This is a genomic window from Pseudomonas sp. CP-1 (assembly GCF_021213715.1).
Taxonomy (GTDB): domain Bacteria; phylum Pseudomonadota; class Gammaproteobacteria; order Pseudomonadales; family Pseudomonadaceae; genus Pseudomonas; species Pseudomonas aeruginosa.
On record NZ_JAJQKY010000004.1, the window covers coordinates 439398 to 458071 of the forward strand.

Consider the following 18674-nt stretch of genomic DNA (forward strand, 5'->3'; position numbering starts at 1 on the left):
CCGCGGGAGCCGGTGCGCGCATCAGGCTGCGCAATGATGGTGACCGGCGATAATTGGCTAATCTAATGCCCTGTCCCGGCCCTCACAAGCCGCCGCCGGGCGTTATGGGCAAGCGTGTTGCCGCTCCATCACGGTCCCTGATCGTCGGCCTAGAGGAATGCCGGACGAAAAAAAACCGGAGCCGCGAGGGACTCCGGTTTTCCTTCTGGCATGGCGCCGGAAACGGTCAGACCGGGAACAGTTCGCCCAGCTTCATCGCCAGCATCATGTCGCCTTCGGCGCGCAGCTTGCCGGCCATGAAGGCCTGCATGCCGTCGGTCTCGCCGCTGGTGATGCCCTTCAGGGTTTCGCTGTCCATGATCAGGGTGACATTGGGGTTCTCGGCGTCGCCCTGTACCACTTCGCAGGTACCGTCCTTGACGACCAGGTAGTGGTTGTCGCCGTCTTCGATGTTGAACTGGAACACCAGATCCAGGCCGGCGGCCGCGCTGGCGTTGAACTTGCTTTTCATGGTGGAGACGATGTCAGCAACGGTGGTCATGGGTTCTATTCCTTTCTTCTAGGGTTTTTTCGGCGACCGGAACGGTCGCGGTAGGCCGGCTCATCGATAGGTGATGAGTTCCGGCGCCTTCAACAGTTCCAGATGCACGTGACTGTTGAAGGAAGCCAGGGACACTTCCTCGCCGCGGAATCTCAGGCGAGTCAGCGAGGTATTGACGATCTGCCAGTTCAGCTCGAAGGCCTTGAGCGGCGGAACGCCGACGATCAGTTGGAGCAGGGCGGTAATGGTACCGCCGGAGGTGAACACGGCGACCCTGTCCTTGCCGCTGGCCTGCGCCAGCAGACGACGAAGACCGTCATGGACCTTATCGAGGAATTCCTGCCAGCTTTCCAGCCCATCTTTCTCATGGTTGCCGGAAACCCAGCGCGCGATGATGGTGGAGAACAGGCGCTGGAACTCGGCCCGATGCTCGGCCGCATGGCGAAGGATGTGCAAGGCTTCCGGCTGCTCCTCGAGCAGGTCCGGCAGGTGCGCGCGGATCACCGCGTCGGCTTCGAATTCGTTGAACGCCGGATCGACTTCCAGCTCCGGCGTGGCCAGCCCGGAGGACTCCAGGCGTTCGAGGGCGGCGCGGGCGGTGTGCTGCTGGCGGCGCAAGCCGCCGCTGAGGACGCGGTCGAAACGGACGCCGAGGTTCAGCAGGTGGTCGCCGAGGATTTCCGCCTGGCGGATGCCGGTCGGCGACAGCACGTCGTAGTCGTCGGCACCGAACGACGCCTGGCCATGTCGAATCAGGTAGATGCTGCCCACGGGCGGACCTCGGCGGGTGAAAGTTCCGCGAGGGTATGAGGATCACCCAGGGCTGTCAACGAAAAAACATACGCTTGTTTGAATGTCATTCGCTGCCTTTATCGGCTGCTCCGGGCGTGCCCTGCAAAGGCTCTCCAGGCAGTGGCATCGCTGGCCGCCCGTCGGTGGCCTGGGTATGCTTGCGCAATCGTGTCGCCCGTAGACGGGTGCGTCAACAGTAGAGAGGGGGTTGTGTGGAGTTCATTGCCGAATATGCGGGCTTTCTGGCCAGGACCGTGACCGTGCTGGCGGCGATCATCGTGGTGCTGGTGGTGATCGTCGCCCTGCGCGGCCGCGGCCGGCGCGGCGCAGGCGGGCACCTCGACGTGCAGAAACTCAACGATTTCTACAAGGACCTGCGCGAGCGGGTCCGCCACAGCGTCCTCGACAAGGCCAGCCTCAAGGCCTTGCGCAAGGAGGAGAGCAAGGCGGCGAAGCAGGCGAAGAAACATCCTGAACAGAAGTCGCGGGTCTACGTGCTCGATTTCGACGGCGACATCAAGGCCTCGGCTACCGAGCAACTGCGTCACGAAGTGACTGCGGTGCTGAGCATGGCGGGCAAGGACGACGAGGTGGTGCTGCGCCTGGAAAGCGGCGGTGGCATGGTCCATGGCTATGGCCTGGCGGCCTCGCAACTGGCGCGCATCCGCCAGGCCGGCGTGCCGCTGACCGTGTGCGTCGACAAGGTGGCGGCCAGCGGCGGCTACATGATGGCCTGCATCGGCGATCGGATCCTTTCCGCGCCCTTCGCCATCCTCGGCTCGATCGGCGTGGTGGCGCAGTTGCCCAACGTCCACCGGCTGTTGAAGAAGCACGATATTGACTTCGAGGTGCTTACCGCCGGCGAATACAAGCGTACGCTGACGGTATTCGGCGAGAACACCGAGAAGGGCCGGGAAAAGTTCCAGGAGGACCTGGAGGTGACCCACGAACTGTTCAAGAACTTCGTGGCCCACTACCGGCCGCAACTGAACATGGACGAGATCGCCACCGGCGAGGTCTGGCTGGGCCAGGCCGCACTGGGCAAGCTGCTGGTGGACGAACTCAAGACCAGCGACGAGTACCTGGCCGAGCAGGCCAGGGAGCGCGATGTCTACCAGGTGCAATTCGTCGAGCGCAAGAGCCTGCAGGAACGCGTCGGCCTGGCCGCCAGCGTGGTTATCGACCGCGTGCTGGTGACCTGGTGGGGGCGGCTCAACCAGCAGAAGTTCTGGCAATAGGCCGGCGCCGACAGGGACGAACACGCTGTCTTCAGGGTTTTCACGAGAGGAGGTCGAAATGGCTGTATTCAAGGCGTTGTGGGTGACGGAAGCGCCCCACGGCGTTTACGAAACGCAGGTGGTCGAGCGCGATACCGGCGACCTGCCGGCGGGCGACGTACTGATCCGCGTGCAGTATTCCTCGCTGAACTACAAGGATGCGCTGTCCGCCAGCGGCAACCGCGGGGTGACCCGCAAGTACCCGCATACCCCCGGCATCGATGCCGCCGGTGTGGTCGCCGAGTCCTCGGTGGCCGAGTTCGCGGCCGGCGACGAGGTGATCGTCACCGGCTACGACCTGGGCATGAACACCGCCGGCGGTTTCGGCCAGTACATCCGCGTGCCCGCGGCCTGGGTGATCAAGCGCCCGCAAGGCCTGAGCCTGCGCGAGGCGATGATCCTCGGCACCGCCGGCCTGACCGCGGCGCTCTGCGTCGAAAAGCTGGAGCGCAGCGGCCTGCGCCCCGACCATGGCTCGGTGCTGGTCACCGGCGCCAGCGGCGGGGTCGGCAGTATCGCCGTGGAACTGCTGGCCAAGCTCGGCTACACCGTGGCGGCCGCCACCGGCAAGCTGGAGCAGGCCGAGTTCCTCAACCGCCTGGGGGCCAAGCAGATCCTCGATCGCGCCACCGTGGCCGATGGCGTCGACAAGCCGTTGCTCAAGGAACAGTGGGCCGGCGCGGTGGACACCGTCGGCGGCGACATCCTCTTCAACGTGGTCAAGTCGTTGCAGTACGGCGGCAGCGTCGCCTGCTGCGGCCTGACCGCCGGCGCCGGCTTCAAGGCCTCGGTGCTGCCGTTCATCCTGCGCGGGGTCAACCTGCTCGGGGTGGACTCGGTGGAGCTGCCGCTGGTGGTCAAGGCGTCCATGTGGGACAAGCTGTCGCTGCAATGGAAGCTCGACAACCTCGAAGAGGTGGCGCGCGAGATCGCCCTCGAAGAGCTGCCGGGGGCGATCAACCAGATCCTCGCCGGCAAACTGGTCGGCCGGGTGCTGGTCAACCTCGGCTGAGGGCGTTGCCGGAGCCCAGCTCCGGCAACAGGTAGCCCGCCCAGAGCGATTCGGCGAACTGCGGCCGGAAGAAGCCGAAATGGCCGATGTGGCGGGCGCCGATTTCCTCGGGAGCGATGCGCCAGGCGGTTTTCGGCGCTTCGCGGTAGAAGCCCAGCAGCGACTCGATGCTGCGTCGGGACATCATTTCATCGTCGGTGAACGACAGCGACACGATGGGCGTGCGTACGGCGGAGAAGGCGCGGCGGATAGCCTCGCCATCCGCGAGGGCGTACTGCGGATGCAGGCACCAGCGTCGCCATTGTTCGATCACCCCGCGCGGCAGGTCGCCGACCATGCCCAGGCGGCGCCCGGGAAAATAGCCGAGCAGCGGCGTCAGCAGGGGCGCGACGAGGTACCAGAACAACCAGACCTTGTTGCGCAACCGCGGGCTGTTTTCCTTCCAGTAGCCACTGCCGCTGGCGATGCTGAAGACCCTATCGATACGCTCGCGCCCTTCGACGAAGGGCAGGATCTGGCCGCCCAGGCTATGGCCGATCCAGTACAGGGGCTTGCTCCCGCTCTCGGCGAGCGCGGCGGCGAGCATGGCGCTGCAGTCATGACGGGCCCAACCCAGCACATCGACCTCGAGACCGCGCAGCGAGCCGTTGCGCGATTGCCCCATGCCCAGGTAGTCGAAGGTGATGGCCAGGTAGCCGCGCTCTGCCAGCCAGGCGGCGAAGGGCGCGTAGAAGCGCTGTTCCACGCCCATCGCCGGGACGATCAGGAGATAGCCGCGCGGCTCCCCGGCAGGCCGGTACCAATGGCTGGCCAGCGGATGGCCGTTGCCGTTATCGATGAGGCGTGGTTGCGGAGGGTTCATGCCGGTCTCCGTGGTCTGTTCGCGGCTTCGAGAATAGGGCTGGCCGCCAGGGCGCCTCCAGCCGGCCGAAAGCACGGCCGGGGCGCCCTGGCGGTCAGGCCTGGCTGACGTACATGGTGATCTCGGCGCGGAATACCGGCTTGTCGTCGACATAGGCGACCACCGGCACCACCAGGTTGCCGGTGGCTTGCCAGTCGATCTGGCTGCCGTCGGCCACCGCGCGCACGTCGCCAGTGGCCTTGGCCAGGTACTCGACGGTCATGCCGCGCGGAATCCAGCGATGGCCGGCGGGAATCGAGGCGTCGGTCATGGTCCCGGCGGCCAGTTCGGCGGCATTGCACAGGGCGATGGCATGCACCGTGCCGATATGGTTCAGCACCTCGCGGCGCTTGGGGAAGGTGGCTTCGGCATAGCCGGGACGCAGTTCGACGAACTGCGGGGCGATGCTGGCGAAATAGGGTGCGAACTGGCCGATCATGGCGCTGAACTGGGCCGGGCCGACCTGCTGGTACATCTGCATCATCTGACTCATGGAAAACTCCGGGCGTTTCAGGATTGAAGATGTGTGCGCACCGGGGCAGTATACGAAGGTTAGAAATTTATTCTAGAAAAATATTCTAGTCAGCGTTTCGACGATTAACGACAAGGACCGACATGGGCCGTTCTTCCCGCAAAGACGAGATTCTCCAGGCCGCCCTGGCCTGCTTCAGCGAGCATGGCGTAGACGCCACCACCATCGAGATGATCCGCGACCGTTCCGGAGCGAGCATCGGTAGCCTCTACCACCATTTCGGCAACAAGGAACGCATCCATGGCGAACTGTACCTGGCCGGGATCGGCCAGTACGCGGCGTTGCTCGAAGCCGGCTTCGCCAGGGCGCGCAGCGCCGAGGAAACGGTCAGGTTGCTGGTCACCAGCTATATCGACTGGGTCGTGGCGAATCCTGACTGGGCACGCTTCATCCTGCACAGCCGCGGGCGGGTAGAGGCGGGGGAGTTGGGCGAGCGCCTGCGGGCCGACAACCAGGCCCACTTCGCGCGGATCCATGCGGCGCTGGCGGGATATCGGGCCGAGGGCCTGTTCCGCGAGATGCCGGACGACTGCTTTGCTTCGGTGGTGATCGGCCCGGCCCACGACCTTGCCCGCCAGTGGCTGGCCGGGCGAACCCGGGTGGCGTTGGCCGACTGTCGCGAACTGCTGGCGCAGGTGGCCTGGGACAGCGTGCGCGCGGCCTGAGGCGTCCGTGGCCTCGGGAACGAAAAAGCCCCGCGGCTGCGGGGCTTTTTCGTCAGGGCCGGGTTCAGCCGCGGCGGCGGAACAGCGGCAGCGGCTGCTCCACCGAGGTCTGGTAGACCTCGCTGAAGTCGTCCAGGCTGGCCAGGGCGTCTTCCGGGCTGCGGTCGGCACGGATGGCGTAGGCGTCGAAGCCGCAGCGGCGCATGAAGAACAGCTGGTCGCGCAGCACGTCGCCGATCGCGCGGATCTCGCCCTTGTAGCCGTAGCGCTCGCGCAGCAGGCGCGCGCTGCTGAAGCCGCGGCCATCGGTAAAGGCGGGGAAGTTCACCGCGATCACCTGGAACCTGTCGAGGTCACCGGCGATGCTTTCCGGCTCCTCGTCCGCGTCCAGCCAGACCCCCAGGCCGCCGTCGCGGCCGCGCAGGGCCGGGCCGTGCTCGAGCCACAGGGCCAGCGGGATGATCACGTCGTCGCTGTTGGGCACGCTTTCCAGGGTCGCGTCCTTGGGCAGCAAGTGCCAGCGGTCGTCGACCACCTGGCGGTGCTTAATGATTCGCTGCATATACGCGCTCCTTGAACGGGTCGATACCGATACGGCGGAAGGTGTCAATGAAGGGTTCTTCCTCGGTCCGGCGTTCCACGTAGACCTGGATGATCTTGTCGATCACGTCGGCCATCTGCTCCTGGGCGAAGGACGGGCCGAGGATCTGCCCGAGGCTGGCGTCGCGCGCCGAGCTGCCGCCGAGGGAGACCTGGTAGAACTCCGCGCCTTTCTTGTCGACCCCGAGGATGCCGATGTGGCCGACATGGTGATGGCCGCAGGCGTTCATGCAACCGGAGATATTCAGGTCGATGTCGCCGATGTCGAACAGGTAGTCGAGATTGTCGAAGCGGCGCTGGATGGCTTCGGCGATCGGGATCGACTTGGCGTTGGCCAGGGAGCAGAAGTCGCCGCCGGGGCAGCAGATGATGTCGGTCAGCAGGCCGACGTTGGGGGTGGCGAAGCCCAGTTCGCGGAGTTCGCCCCAGAGGGCGAAGAGTTCGCCCTGCTCGACGTCGGCGAGGATGATGTTCTGGTTATGGCTGTTGCGTACCTCGCCGAAGCTGTAGCGGTCGGCGAGATCGGCGATGGCGTCCAGTTGCTTGTCGGTGACGTCTCCCGGCGCGGTGCCGGTGGGCTTCAGCGAGAGCGTCACGGCGACGTAGCCGGGCTTCTTGTGGGCGAAGGTGTTGCGTGCGCGCCAGCGGGCGAAGCCGGGGTGCTCCGCGTCGAGCCGGGCGAGGGATTCATCGAGGTCGTCGAGGGCCTTGTAGGCCGGATCGACGAAATGCGCGGCGACGCGCTGGACTTCCGCCTCGGTGAGGGTGCTCGGTCCGTCCTTGAGGTTGGCCCATTCGGCCTCGACGCGCTCGGCGAAGACTTCCGGGGTCAGCGCCTTGACCAGGATCTTGATCCGCGCCTTGTACTTGTTGTCGCGCCGGCCATAGCGGTTGTAGACGCGCAGGATGGCATCCAGGTAGCCGAGCAGGTGCTGCCAGGGCAGGAATTCATTGATGAAGCTGCCGACGATGGGGGTTCGGCCCAGGCCGCCGCCGACCGAGACGCGGAAGCCGAGCTCGCCGGCCTCGTTCTTCACCGCCTCCAGGCCGATGTCGTGCACTTCGATGGCGGCACGGTCGCTCACCGCGCCGTTCACCGCGATCTTGAACTTGCGCGGCAGGTGGGCGAACTCGGGGTGGAAGGTCGACCATTGGCGGATGATCTCGCACCAGGGGCGCGGGTCCACCAGTTCGTCGCGGGCGACGCCGGCGAACTGGTCGGTGGTGGTGTTGCGGATGCAGTTGCCGCTGGTCTGAATCGCGTGCATCTGCACGGTGGCCAGCTCGGCGAGGATTTCCGGCACGTCTTCCAGCTCCGGCCAGTTGAACTGCACGTTCTGCCGGGTGCTGATGTGGGCGTAGCCCTTGTCGTAGTCGCGGGCGATCTGCGCCAGCTTGCGCAGTTGGCGCGAGGAGAGCAGGCCATAGGGAACGGCGATGCGCAGCATCGGGGCATAGCGCTGGATATAGAGACCGTTCTGCAGGCGCAGCGGGCGGAACTCCTCACCGGTCAATTCACCCGCCAGGTAACGGCGGGTCTGGTCGCGGAACTGCTTGACGCGGTCCTCGACGATCCGTTGGTCGTACTCGTCGTATACGTACATGAATATTCCTGCTGTCAGGCTATGCGGCTTACTGCGTTAACCAGCGCGCACGGCTACGCGCTCCACGCGGAGTGGGCGCACGATACCAGTTCATATTTATGCGTAAAAGTGATGTTTGAGTATATGGTAAGAACCAAAAAGACTAAGTCGCCAGGCAAGCATAACCGCTTCGCAACGGCGCCTTTCTTGAGCGATGGGCGGCGCTGGTCTTAACTGGAGAGTGCCTTTCGATGTCTTCGTCCCGATACCCACAAGAAACAGGGGGAGTCATGAGCGAGCCGAGCAAAACCCAGGAAAACCGCGACAGCGTGGTCGACGCCCGCGCGGCCTTCGTCCTGATCCTGCTGGTGGTGGCTACCGCGGTGTTCTGGGTCAGCCACCAGTGAAAGCCCGCCTCGGCGGCGCAGGGATCACAGGCCGCTGAGGCTCAGCACCAGTTTCACGATCCCGGCCAGCAACAGCACGAACACCAGGGTGAAGAGCAGGCCCAGCATGATGAAGTGCACGGGCTTGCCGTGGCTGAAATCGCGGGCGCGGTTTCGCCCGCTCTGTACGCCGAAGGCGGCAGCCATCACGCTATGCAGCATCTGCCAGAAGGTCGGCGGCTTCTGGTTCGGTTCTTCCGTCTCGATACCCATCGGTGGTCCTCTCTTTTCCATACCTGCCCTGAGAGTCTAGACCCTTGGCGGGAGGAGGGTGGCTTCAGGCCTGGCGGGCGGGGATGCGCCGTTCCGCCGTGCCCTGCGTGGCCCTGGCGCGCAGTTGCCCGCAGCCGCCGTCGATGTCCTGGCCGGCCGAGTTGCGCACCTTGGTCAGCACGCCGCGGCTGTGCAGGTAGCGCACCAGCTCGACGATCCGCTCCCCGCTCGGGCGCCGGTAGGCGTCGCCGTCCATGCTGTTGTAGGGGATCAGGTTCATTACCGCGAAGCGGCCTTTGAGCAGGCGCAGGATGCCGTCCATTTCCTCCAGGCTGTCGTTGATCCCTTCGAGCAGGGTCCATTGGTACTGGATCGGATAGTCGACCCGGCGGGCGTAGGCCTCGCCGGCTTCCACCAGTTCTTCCGGGCTCAGCGGCGGCGCCTTGGGCAACAGTTGCCGGCGCAGTTCGGCGCGGGTGCTGTGCAGGGACAAGGCGAGGGCGGGCTTCACCCGTTGCCGGGGCAGGCGCTCGAACACGCGGGGATCGCCGACGGTGGAGAACACCAGGTTCTTGTGGCCGATGCCGCCATCGGTGCCGAGCAGGTCGATGGCTTCGAGGACGTTGTCGAGGTTGTGCGCCGGCTCGCCCATGCCCATGAACACCACTTTCTTCACCGCTCGCCGACGCCGCGCCAGGACCACCTGGGCGACCATCTCCAGGCTGCCGACCTGGCGCAGCAGGCCGCTGCGGCCGGTCATGCAGAACACGCAGCCGACCGCGCAGCCGACCTGGGTCGAGACGCACAGCCCACCGCGCGGCAGCAGCACGCTTTCCACCATCTGCCGGTCGGCCAGTTCCACCAGCAGGCGCGACGAGCCGTCGCTCGCCGGATGCTCGCTGTGCAGGCGGGCGATGCCTTCCAGTTCCGCGGCGACCTGGGGCAGACCGTGGCGTACGCTCAGCGGCAGGAAGTCCTCGGCCGGCTGGCGGGCGGTGCAGGCATCGAGGGCGCGGCCTTGCAGCCAGGCGCGGACGATCCTCCCGCAATGCAGGGGCTTGGCGCCGAGATCGGCGAGGCGCTGGTGGAGGTCTTGGCTACGCATGGGGCGCGCATCCTACCATTGCCCGTCATGAGGCGGTATGGCCGGCGCCGACGTGCTATCGTTGCGCTCCGCTCCACCGCAGCAACGGAACCGTTCCATGAAATTCGTCCACCAGCGCGAACACCTCAACGAAGACGACATCGTGGTCATCGAGTGTTCGCAGCAATGCAATATCCGCCTGATGAACGACGCCAATTTCCGCAGTTTCAAGAATGGCGGGCGGCATAGCTACCATGGCGGCGCCTTCGACCGCTTCCCGGCGAAGATCAAGGTGCCCAGCACCGGGTTCTGGAACATCACCATCGATACCGTGACCCGGCGCCCGATCAGCGTGACGCGCAAGCCGAACTTCAAGTGGTCGATCAAGTTCGTGCGCCGTTCCGGTTCGCAGTTCACCTGAGGGCGCGCGTCCCATGAGTGCGAAAATGGACGAGCAGGCGCTTCTGGCGTTGCTCCGCGAGCTGGCCATCGACAGCCAGCGGGTCGAGCATCCGGCGATCGCCTCCATCGAGGAATATTACGCGCAGGGCATCGAATTGCCCGACCAGGGCATCAAGAACCTGTTCCTGCGCAACCGCAAGGGTACTCGCCACTACCTGGTGCTGCTCGACGAGCGCAAGGAGGCCGACCTGCCGGGCATCGCCGAACAGATCGGCGAAAGCCGCCTGTCGTTCGCCTCGGTCGAGCGCCTGCGCGAATACCTCGGCGTCGAACTGGGCTGCGTGACGCCTTTCGCGCTGGTCAACGATCCGCAGCACAGGGTCGAGGTGTTGCTCGACGATGCCATTCGCCAGGACCAGTTGCTCGGTTTCCACCCGTTGGTGAATACCGCCACCGAGTGCATTCGCTACGCAGACCTGCTGGCCTTTCTCGCCCACACGGGGCATGAACCGCGCCTGATCCGGGTGTAGGTCGCAGCTTCGCGCCTGCTGGCGCCGGTTTCACTCGAAGAAGTTGTGCCAGCAGTCGCTCAACGGGCCGACCTCGAAGGTCTTGCACCAGGGTTGGGCTTCCAGCCACAGGCGGGCGCTTTCCCGGTCCGCCTCGTCCAGGCTGCCGACCCGCGCCAGGCACAGGTAGCCGCTGATCTCCGCCTGTTCCGGCGAGCCGCCACCGCCGAACACCCAGCCCTGGGCCTCGACGAAGTCGATCAGATGGTCCAGCGCATCGTCGTAGGAGAGGGCGCTACGGTCGTAGGTCAGTTCGAAGCTGAAACCGAACTCCTGGAACTCGCCCAGGCGCAGTTTCTTGCGCAGGCGGCGCTTGCGCGGTTTTTCCATCTGCTCGGGAGTGAGGAATTTCATCGTCGCCTTCCTGGTCAGTCGTCGTAGCCAAGGTTCGGCGCTAGCCAGCGCTCGCTGACGCTGACTTCCTGGCCCTTGCGCTGGCTGTAGCGTTCCACCTGGTCCTTGTCGATCTTGCCGACCGCGAAGTACTGCGCCTGCGGGTGGGCGAAATACCAACCGCTGACCGCCGCGGCCGGGAACATCGCGTAGTGCTCGGTCAGGCTGACGCCGGACAGGCCCTGCGGATCGAGCAGTTCGAACAGGGTGCCTTTCTCGGTATGGTCGGGGCAGGCCGGGTAGCCCGGTGCCGGGCGGATGCCGACGTATTGCTCCTTGATCAAGGCCTCGTTGTCGAGGTGCTCGTCGCGGGCGTAGCCCCAGTACTCCTTGCGCACCCGCTCGTGCAGCCACTCGGCGCAGGCTTCGGCGAGGCGGTCGGCGAGCGCCTTGACCATGATGCTGTTGTAGTCGTCGCCCTTGGCTTCGTACGCCTTGGCCACTTCCTCGGCGCCGATCCCGGCGGTGGTGATGAAGCCGCCGAGGTAATCGCGCACGCCGCTGTCCTTCGGCGCGACGAAATCGGCCAGCGACAGGTTCGGCTTGCCGTCCGGCTTGATCGTCTGCTGGCGCAGGTGGTGCAGGGTGGCGAGGGTCTCGCCGTCGGCGCCGTAGACCTCCAGGTCGTCGTGCTCGACCTGGTTGGCCGGCCAGAAGCCGAACACCGCGCGGGCCTTGATCAGCTTCTCGTCGATCAGCTTCTTCAGCATCGCCTGGGCGTCGTTGAACAACGCGGTGGCGGCCTCGCCGACCACCTCGTCGGTGAGGATGCGCGGGTACTTGCCGGCCAGGTCCCAGGAAATAAAGAACGGCGTCCAGTCGATGTACTCGGCGAGCACCGCGAGGTCGATCTCGTCGAGCACCCTGACGCCGGTGAAGGAAGGCGTCGGCGCCTGGTAGCCGGCCCAGTCGAACGCTGGCTTGTTGGCGATCGCCTGTTCGTAGCTCAGCCGCTCGGTGCGGGCGCTGCGGTTGGCCGTGCGTTCGCGGACCACCGCGTAGTCGGCGCGGGTGCGGGCCACGTAGTCGGCCTTCAGCTCCTTGGACAGCAGGCTGGTGGCCACGCCTACCGCGCGCGAGGCGTCGGTGACGTAGACCACCGCGTCGTTGCTGTACTGCGGATCGATCTTCACCGCGGTATGCGCCTTCGAGGTGGTGGCGCCGCCGATCATCAGCGGCAACTGGAAATTCTGCCGCTGCATTTCCTTGGCGACGTGGACCATCTCGTCCAGCGACGGCGTGATCAGGCCGGACAGGCCGATGATGTCGCATTTCTCGGCGATGGCGGTCTGCAGGATCTTCTCCGCCGGCACCATCACGCCGAGGTCGACCACGTCATAGCCGTTGCAGCCGAGCACCACGCCGACGATGTTCTTGCCGATGTCGTGCACGTCGCCCTTCACCGTGGCCATCAGGATCTTGCCCTTGGCTTCCGGCTTGTCGCCTTTCTCCGCCTCGATGAAGGGAATCAGGTGGGCCACCGCCTGCTTCATCACTCGCGCGGACTTGACCACCTGCGGGAGGAACATCTTGCCGGCGCCGAACAGGTCGCCGACCACGTTCATCCCGGACATCAGCGGACCTTCGATGACCTCGATGGGGCGCGCGCACTGCTGGCGGCATTCCTCGGTGTCCTCGACGATCCAGGTGGTGATGCCCTTGACCAGCGCATGCTCGAGGCGCTTCTCGACGCTGTAGCTGCGCCATTCCTCGTCCTCGGCCTCCTTGACCGCGCCGCCGCCCTTGTAGTCGTCGGCGATCGCCAGCAGGGCCTCGGTGGCCTCTGGCGTGCGGTTGAGCACCACGTCCTCGACCCGGTCGCGCAGCGCCTTCGGGATCTCGTCGTAGATTTCCAGCTGGCCGGCGTTGACGATGCCCATGGTCAGGCCGTTGCGGATCGCGTAGTAGAGGAACACCGAGTGGATCGCCTCGCGTACCGGGTTGTTGCCGCGGAACGAGAAGGACACGTTGGACACCCCGCCCGAGCTGAGGGCGTAGGGCAGGTGGTCGCGGATGTAGGCGCAGGCGTTGATGAAATCGACCGCGTAGTTGTTGTGTTCCTCGATGCCGGTGGCGATGGCGAAGATGTTCGCGTCGAAGATGATGTCTTCCGGCGGGAAGCCGACTTCGTCGACCAGGATGTCGTAGGAGCGCTTGCAGATTTCTTCCTTGCGCGCCTGGGTGTCGGCCTGGCCGTCCTCGTCGAAGGCCATCACCACCACCGCGGCGCCGTAGCGCTTGCACAGGCGGGCGTGGTGCTTGAAGGCCTCGACGCCTTCCTTCATCGAGATCGAGTTGACGATGCCCTTGCCCTGGATGCACTTGAGGCCGGCCTCGATCACCTCCCACTTGGAGGAGTCGATCATGATCGGCACGCGCGAGATGTCGGGCTCGGAGGCGATCAGGTTGAGGAAGGTGACCATGGCCGCCTTCGAGTCCAGCATGCCTTCGTCCATGTTGATGTCGATCACCTGGGCGCCGGCTTCCACCTGCTGCTGGGCGACCTCGAGAGCTTCCGCGTAGTTTTCCTCGCGGATCAGCCGGGCGAACTTGGCCGAGCCGGTGATGTTGGTGCGCTCGCCGACGTTGACGAACAGCGAGCTGCGGTCGATGGTGAACGGCTCCAGACCGGACAGGCGGCAGGCCCGGGGAATCTCCGGGATGGCCCGCGGCGGGTACTTGGCCACTGCCTTGGCGATCGCCTCGATGTGCGCCGGGGTGGTGCCGCAGCAGCCGCCGACGATATTGAGGAAGCCGGCGGCGGCGAATTCCTCGACCACCACGGCCATTTCCGCCGGCGATTCGTCGTATTCGCCGAAGGCGTTCGGCAGGCCGGCGTTGGGGTGGGCCGAGACATGGGTGTCGGCCTTGGTCGACAGTTCCTCGATGTACGGCCGCAATTCCTTGGCGCCGAGGGCGCAGTTCAGGCCTACCGAGATCGGCCGGGCATGCCGCACCGAGTTCCAGAAGGCCTCGGTGGTCTGGCCCGACAGGGTGCGGCCGGAGGCGTCGGTGATGGTCCCGGAGATCATGATCGGCAGCTCCACGCCGAGTTCCTCGAACACGCCCTGGACGGCGAAGATCGCCGCCTTGGCGTTGAGGGTGTCGAAGATGGTCTCGATCAGGATCAGGTCGGCGCCGCCTTCGATCAGGCCGCGGGTCGCCTCGACGTAGTTCTCCACCAGTTCGTCGAAGGTGACGTTGCGGTAGCCGGGGTTGTTCACGTCCGGGGAAATCGAGCAGGTGCGGCTGGTCGGGCCGAGCACGCCGGCGACGAAGCGCGGCTTGTCCGGGGTCTCGGCGGTCTTCGCGTCCGCCACCTGGCGGGCCAGGCGCGCCCCTTCGACGTTGAGTTCGTAGGCCAGCGACTGCATGCCGTAGTCGGCCTGGGACACCTGGGTGGCGTTGAAGGTATTGGTCTCGAGGATGTCGGCGCCGGCGTCGAGGTAGGCCTTCTCGATGGCCTGGATCACGTCCGGGCGGCTGAGCAGCAAGAGGTCGTTGTTGCCTTTCACGTCGCTCGGCCAGTCGGCGAAGCGCTCGCCGCGGTAGTCGGCTTCTTCCAGCTTGTAGCTCTGGATCATGGTGCCCATGCCGCCATCGAGGATCAGGATACGTTCCCTGAGGGCGTGCTGGAGGGCTTGCAGGCGGGCGCTGCGATCGGTGAGCGGGCTGGACATGGATGGACCTGGCGTCAGTGGGCGGAAAGGTGAAAAGCATAACAAAGGCAGGGGCTTTCCGACCGGGGGTGGCTGGACCATGAATTTCATTCAAGTTGAAAGATGTTCATCCGCGGGCCGGAAAAGCCCCTGGCGCCGTTTTGTCGCAGCATACGGGCGGAATGCGGAGGTCGGAGTGCGCAGGCGGGCGGCGAAGGGGCGGGCGAGTGGAGTCGGGATGCTCGTGGGGAATCGTGCTGCGAATGAGTCTGGCTCATTCGCATCACGGCCTGAATCAACTGGCCCAGGGCAGGCTGCAACTGGCCAGGGAGTAGACGTAGTAGTTGAGGCGGTCGCGGTCGGTGCGATTCCATACCTGGCCGACCGACTTCAGGCCCTGGCTCTGGCCGACCGCGCCGGCGATGCTGCCGCACCAGCACATCGGGTACTTCTGCCGATACAGCGGACCGCTGATGACCACCGCGACGTGCCCGTAGGTGCGGCCCTTCAGGCCGGCGATCACCAGGAAGCCCTGGGCCGCTTTCTGCGCGGCCTCGGCGCCGGAGGCGAGCTTGGTCCAGCTCTGCTCCAGGCCGTCGACCATGGCGTTGGCGTTGCCGCGGGGCATCGGTACGCCCAGCTCGGCGGCCACCGACTGGACGAAGCCGGAACAGTTGTCCTTGTTCGGGGTGCCGGCCAGGTAGCTCTTGTCCCAGCTGTTCTTGCAGGCGTTGACGATGCATTGATCGAGACTGTCCATGTATCACCTATGCGTGTCGATAAGGGGCGCTCCGGCCCGGATCATTTCTTTGCGGTCTGGCAGAACGGCGCGAGCGAACGCTTCACGATCTTCGCGCAGCTGTCGACGGATTCGCCCGAGCATTTCTCTCCCAGGCGCAGCCCGTCCTTGTCCACCGCCCAGCGCTGGCCGGAGATGTCCTCGCGGTGCACCACCTTGCAGGTGGCGCTGTCGTAGGACACCAGCTCGGCGCTGGAGCCGCTGAATTCATGCATCATCACGCGCCGACCGTCCTGGCTCAGGAACACGCCGCCGCGCGACCAGATGCCGCCGTCCTCTATGCGGCAATCGTTGCCGCTGACGCGGTCGGCCAGGTAGACCGGCGGTTCGGGAAAGGCATCGGGGTTTTCGTCGTTGGGATCCTCGTTGCTGAACATCACGCGGACGTGCTCGTCCTCGCCGCCGAACATGTTCGGCGAGCCGAACCGGGGCACGATTTCCAGCTGGGTGAAAGTACAGTCCGCCGCCTGGGCCGAAAGGCTCAGGAAGAGAGCGGCGAAGCTGCCGGCGAGCAGTTTCATGGGGCGGGTTCTCCGTTGGGCCGCCAGGGCGGCGAAAGGATGGACCAGGCCGCGCCGGGCGCGAACGGAAGCGCCGCCTGGCGACAGCAGGCGGAAAGCGGCGAAGAGGGGACGTGGGGCGCACGCGAACGGGCGCGGATGGGGCGCGGCGAGTCGAAACATATCCCTGTTTCCTCGAAGTCATCGTCCTTGATCGCCAGGGCGGGCCTGGGAGCCCGGCTAGCATACGTGGCGGCCGAAGCCGGTGGAATGCTGGCGAAATGGCAGCTCAGGCCCGGGGCGAGTTCGCCCGCCGTTGTGAAAGTGCGGCGCAGAGAGGCGGTTTGCTAGAATCGCCCGTCGCCGAGTGAGGAGTGGTTCATGTTGCCAAGACCGTTGGTTGGGTTGGCCTTCGTTTTGTCGTCTTTTATCCAGTCTGTTTCCGCTGCTGAAATTTCCTATAGCCGTGACGTCCAGCCGATCTTTACCGCCAAGTGCGTCGCCTGCCACGCCTGCTACGATTCGCCCTGCCAGCTCAACCTGAGCAGCGCCGAGGGCGCGCAGCGCGGCGCCAACCAACTGCCGGTCTACGACGGCACGCGGACCAAGGCGCAGGAAACCACCCGCCTGTACCTCGATGCGCACGGTGCCGACGCCTGGCGGCGCAAGGACTTCTGGTCGGTGCTCGAACCGCAGGACGGCCAGGCCGCACTGATGGCGCGGATGCTCGAGCTTGGCCACAGCCAGCCGTTGCAGCCGAATGCGAAGATCCCCGAAGGCCTGGACATTTCGATCAACCGCGCCAACCAGTGCCCGACGCCGGCCAGCATCGACGCGTTCATCCGCAAGAACCCGGGTTCCGGCATGCCTTTCGCGGTGGCCGGGCTGAGCGACGACGAATACGCCACCTTGCAGAAGTGGCTGGCCGCGGGCGCCCCGGTCGACCAGCAGCCGTTGCGGCCGACCGCCGCCGAGGCGCGCCAGGTGGCCAGCTGGGAGCGTTTCCTCAACCAGCCTGGGGCCAAGCAGAGCCTGGTCTCGCGCTGGCTCTACGAGCACCTGTTCCTGGCGCACCTGTATTTCCCGGAACAGGGCGCGCCCGGCCACTTCTTCCAGCTGGTGCGTTCACGCACGCCCAGCGGCCAGCCGATCGACCCGATCCCGACCCGGCGTCCCAACGACGATCCGGGCAACAGCTTCTATTACCGCCTCTGGCCGATCCAGGGCGTGATCGTCCACAAGACGCACATCACCTATCCGCTGACGGCGAAGAAGCTGGAACGCGTCCAGGAGCTGTTCTTCGGCACCCAGTGGAACACCGACAAGGTTCCCGGCTACGGCGTGCAGAGCCGCGCCAACCCGTTCGTCACCTTCGCCGCGATCCCGCCACGGGCGCGCTACCAGTTCATGCTGGACAACGCCGAGTACTTCACCCGTACCTTCATCCGCGGGCCGGTGTGCCGTGGACAGATCGCCACCGACGTGATCCGCGACAACTTCTGGGTGGTATTCCAGGACCCCGAGCAGGACCTGTTCGTCACCGACGCCAACTTCCGCGCGCAGAGCGAGCCGCTGCTGGCCTTGCCGGGGCAGATCGACGAGCTGAAGAACCTGCTCGGCCTGTGGAGCGCCTACCGGGACAAGCGCAACGAGTACGAAGATCTGCGCCAGGACGTCTACGCCGACGCGCCGCCGCCGACCTGGAACACGATCTGGCACGGCAACGACAACGCCCTGCTGAGCATCTTCCGCCAGTTCGACAGCGCCTCGGTGCGCAAGGGCCTGCTTGGCGAGGTACCGCAGACCCTGTGGCTGATGGACTACCCGCTGTTCGAGCGAACCTACTACGGGCTGGTGGTGAACTTCGATGTCTTCGGCAACGTCTCGCACCAGGCGCAGACGCGCCTGTACTTCGACCTGATCCGCAACGGCGCCGAGCAGAACTTCCTCCGCTTGATGCCGGTCGACGCGCGCCAGCCGTTGCTTGACGACTGGTACCAGAACAGCGGCAAGCTGAAGATGTGGATGGACTACCAGGCCTTCGACGATGACACGCCGAGCGCGCTGGGATTGCCGGAGAAGCAGCCGAAGAAGGCCTTCGCCGAAGAACTGCTGCGTCGCTACGGCGACCTCAATGCGCGCCCCGACCCGATCAACCGCTGCCTGGACGGCAACTGCTATCGACCGGGCATCGACCGCGAACTGCAGGACGCCGAGCAGGCCTTCAGTCGCCTGGTCAGCCGGCCGGCGGCCGGCCTCAAGGTCATCGAGCGCTTCCCCGAGGCGACCATGCTGCGGATACGTACGTCCAGCGGCAAGCGCGAGGTCTATACCGTGCTGCGCAACCGCGCGCACAGCAATGTCGCCTTCATGCTCGGCGAGTCGCTGCGCTACCAGCCGGGCCTGGACACCCTGACGATCTACCCGGGCGTGCTGTCCAGCTACCCGAACTTCATGTTCGATCTGCCGGCGACGGATGCCGAGGCCTTCGTCGGCGCCCTGGAGGCGGCGAAGAGTAGCGAGGACTTCGACAAGGTGGTCGAACGCTGGGGCGTGCGCCGCAGCAATCCGCGGTTCTGGAGCTACTTCCACGATCTCGAGGCGTACATCCGCGAAACCGAGCCGGTCGAGGCGGGCGCGCTGGACATGAATCGCTACGAGAACCTCTGAGTCTCGCGACCCGCTCCGCAAGGGGCGGGTCGGTTA

At 65.6% G+C, this 18674-nt stretch carries 18 protein-coding genes; 6 read left to right on the top strand and 12 right to left on the bottom strand.

The genetic code is table 11. From position 1 onward, the window contains the following. Positions 1 to 226: 226 nt before the first annotated feature. Together LT948_RS11510 and LT948_RS11515 are read right to left on the bottom strand one after the other, a co-directional pair. Complete coding sequence (locus LT948_RS11510) at positions 227 to 541, bottom strand: SCP2 sterol-binding domain-containing protein (RefSeq protein ID WP_003087993.1); 315 nt, start codon at positions 539 to 541, stop codon at positions 227 to 229. A 60-nt stretch (positions 542 to 601) separates the two neighbouring features. After that, the gene (locus LT948_RS11515; protein ID WP_004349259.1) at positions 602 to 1312 is read right to left on the bottom strand and encodes a histidine phosphatase family protein; all 711 of its coding nucleotides are present in this window, start codon (positions 1310 to 1312) and stop codon (positions 602 to 604) included. Between the two features lie 233 nt (positions 1313 to 1545). On the opposite strand from LT948_RS11515, the gene sohB reads away from it, so the two are divergent. Together sohB and LT948_RS11525 are read left to right on the top strand one after the other, a co-directional pair. Further along, positions 1546 to 2571 (top strand): protease SohB, encoded by a 1026-nt coding sequence (gene sohB / locus LT948_RS11520; protein ID WP_003087997.1) that lies wholly within the window; start codon positions 1546 to 1548, stop codon positions 2569 to 2571. Positions 2572 to 2629: 58 nt separating this feature from the next. Next, positions 2630 to 3622 (top strand): YhdH/YhfP family quinone oxidoreductase, encoded by a 993-nt coding sequence (locus LT948_RS11525; RefSeq protein WP_003087998.1) that lies wholly within the window; start codon positions 2630 to 2632, stop codon positions 3620 to 3622. On the opposite strand, the gene LT948_RS11530 is transcribed toward LT948_RS11525, so the two are convergent. Together LT948_RS11530 and LT948_RS11535 are read right to left on the bottom strand one after the other, a co-directional pair. Beyond that, positions 3609 to 4484, bottom strand: a complete 876-nt coding sequence (locus LT948_RS11530; RefSeq protein ID WP_003117684.1) for an alpha/beta hydrolase family protein — start codon at positions 4482 to 4484, stop codon at positions 3609 to 3611. The genes LT948_RS11525 and LT948_RS11530 overlap by 14 nt on opposite strands. Positions 4485 to 4578: 94 nt before the next feature. Then, on the bottom strand, positions 4579 to 5016 hold the full coding sequence (locus LT948_RS11535; RefSeq protein ID WP_033995766.1) for a hotdog fold domain-containing protein: 438 nt from the start codon (positions 5014 to 5016) through the stop codon (positions 4579 to 4581). Between the two features lie 122 nt (positions 5017 to 5138). Between LT948_RS11535 and LT948_RS11540 the strand changes: the two genes are divergently transcribed. Further along, the gene (locus tag LT948_RS11540) at positions 5139 to 5720 is read left to right on the top strand and encodes a TetR/AcrR family transcriptional regulator (protein ID WP_003098179.1); all 582 of its coding nucleotides are present in this window, start codon (positions 5139 to 5141) and stop codon (positions 5718 to 5720) included. A gap of 64 nt (positions 5721 to 5784) precedes the next feature. Here the strand turns inward: LT948_RS11540 and LT948_RS11545 are convergent, their stop codons facing one another. The 4 genes from LT948_RS11545 to LT948_RS11560 form a co-directional block, all read right to left on the bottom strand. Continuing rightward, complete coding sequence (locus LT948_RS11545) at positions 5785 to 6282, bottom strand: DUF934 domain-containing protein (protein WP_033995767.1); 498 nt, start codon at positions 6280 to 6282, stop codon at positions 5785 to 5787. Beyond that, positions 6266 to 7924, bottom strand: coding sequence for a nitrite/sulfite reductase (locus tag LT948_RS11550; protein ID WP_033977228.1), 1659 nt, complete (start codon positions 7922 to 7924; stop codon positions 6266 to 6268). Before LT948_RS11550 ends, LT948_RS11545 begins: the two co-directional genes overlap by 17 nt. A 410-nt stretch (positions 7925 to 8334) precedes the next feature. Further along, a complete protein-coding gene (locus LT948_RS11555; RefSeq protein WP_003088007.1) occupies positions 8335 to 8562 on the bottom strand; it encodes a DUF2970 domain-containing protein in 228 nt (75 codons plus the stop codon). Between the two features lie 64 nt (positions 8563 to 8626). Next, positions 8627 to 9667, bottom strand: a complete 1041-nt coding sequence (locus LT948_RS11560) for an RNA methyltransferase (protein WP_015503100.1) — start codon at positions 9665 to 9667, stop codon at positions 8627 to 8629. Between the two features lie 37 nt (positions 9668 to 9704). Here LT948_RS11560 and LT948_RS11565 point away from each other — a divergent pair, with 37 nt between their 5' ends. Further along, positions 9705 to 10067 carry a DUF1883 domain-containing protein gene (locus LT948_RS11565; protein ID WP_003122824.1) on the top strand — a complete coding sequence of 121 codons (363 nt, stop codon included), beginning with the start codon at positions 9705 to 9707 and terminating at the stop codon, positions 10065 to 10067. Positions 10068 to 10080: 13 nt separating this feature from the next. Continuing rightward, on the top strand, positions 10081 to 10578 hold the full coding sequence (locus LT948_RS11570) for a prolyl-tRNA synthetase associated domain-containing protein (protein ID WP_003122823.1): 498 nt from the start codon (positions 10081 to 10083) through the stop codon (positions 10576 to 10578). Between the two features lie 30 nt (positions 10579 to 10608). On the opposite strand, the gene LT948_RS11575 is transcribed toward LT948_RS11570, so the two are convergent. The 4 genes from LT948_RS11575 to tsi1 all read right to left on the bottom strand — a co-directional run bounded on the left by LT948_RS11575 (position 10609) and on the right by tsi1 (position 15989). Then, positions 10609 to 10971, bottom strand: a complete 363-nt coding sequence (locus LT948_RS11575; RefSeq protein ID WP_003088023.1) for a YggL family protein — start codon at positions 10969 to 10971, stop codon at positions 10609 to 10611. A 14-nt stretch (positions 10972 to 10985) separates the two neighbouring features. After that, a complete protein-coding gene (gene metH / locus LT948_RS11580) occupies positions 10986 to 14690 on the bottom strand; it encodes a methionine synthase (protein ID WP_034036775.1) in 3705 nt (1234 codons plus the stop codon). Between the two features lie 274 nt (positions 14691 to 14964). Next, complete coding sequence (gene tse1 / locus LT948_RS11585; protein ID WP_232197076.1) at positions 14965 to 15429, bottom strand: type VI secretion system effector peptidoglycanhydrolase Tse1; 465 nt, start codon at positions 15427 to 15429, stop codon at positions 14965 to 14967. 41 nt (positions 15430 to 15470) lie between these two features. Then, complete coding sequence (tsi1, locus tag LT948_RS11590; protein WP_033995771.1) at positions 15471 to 15989, bottom strand: type IV secretion system immunity protein Tsi1; 519 nt, start codon at positions 15987 to 15989, stop codon at positions 15471 to 15473. 360 nt (positions 15990 to 16349) lie between these two features. Between tsi1 and LT948_RS11595 the strand changes: the two genes are divergently transcribed. Beyond that, the gene (locus LT948_RS11595; RefSeq protein WP_023091938.1) at positions 16350 to 18638 is read left to right on the top strand and encodes a fatty acid cis/trans isomerase; all 2289 of its coding nucleotides are present in this window, start codon (positions 16350 to 16352) and stop codon (positions 18636 to 18638) included. The last annotated feature ends 36 nt before the right edge of the window (positions 18639 to 18674 follow it).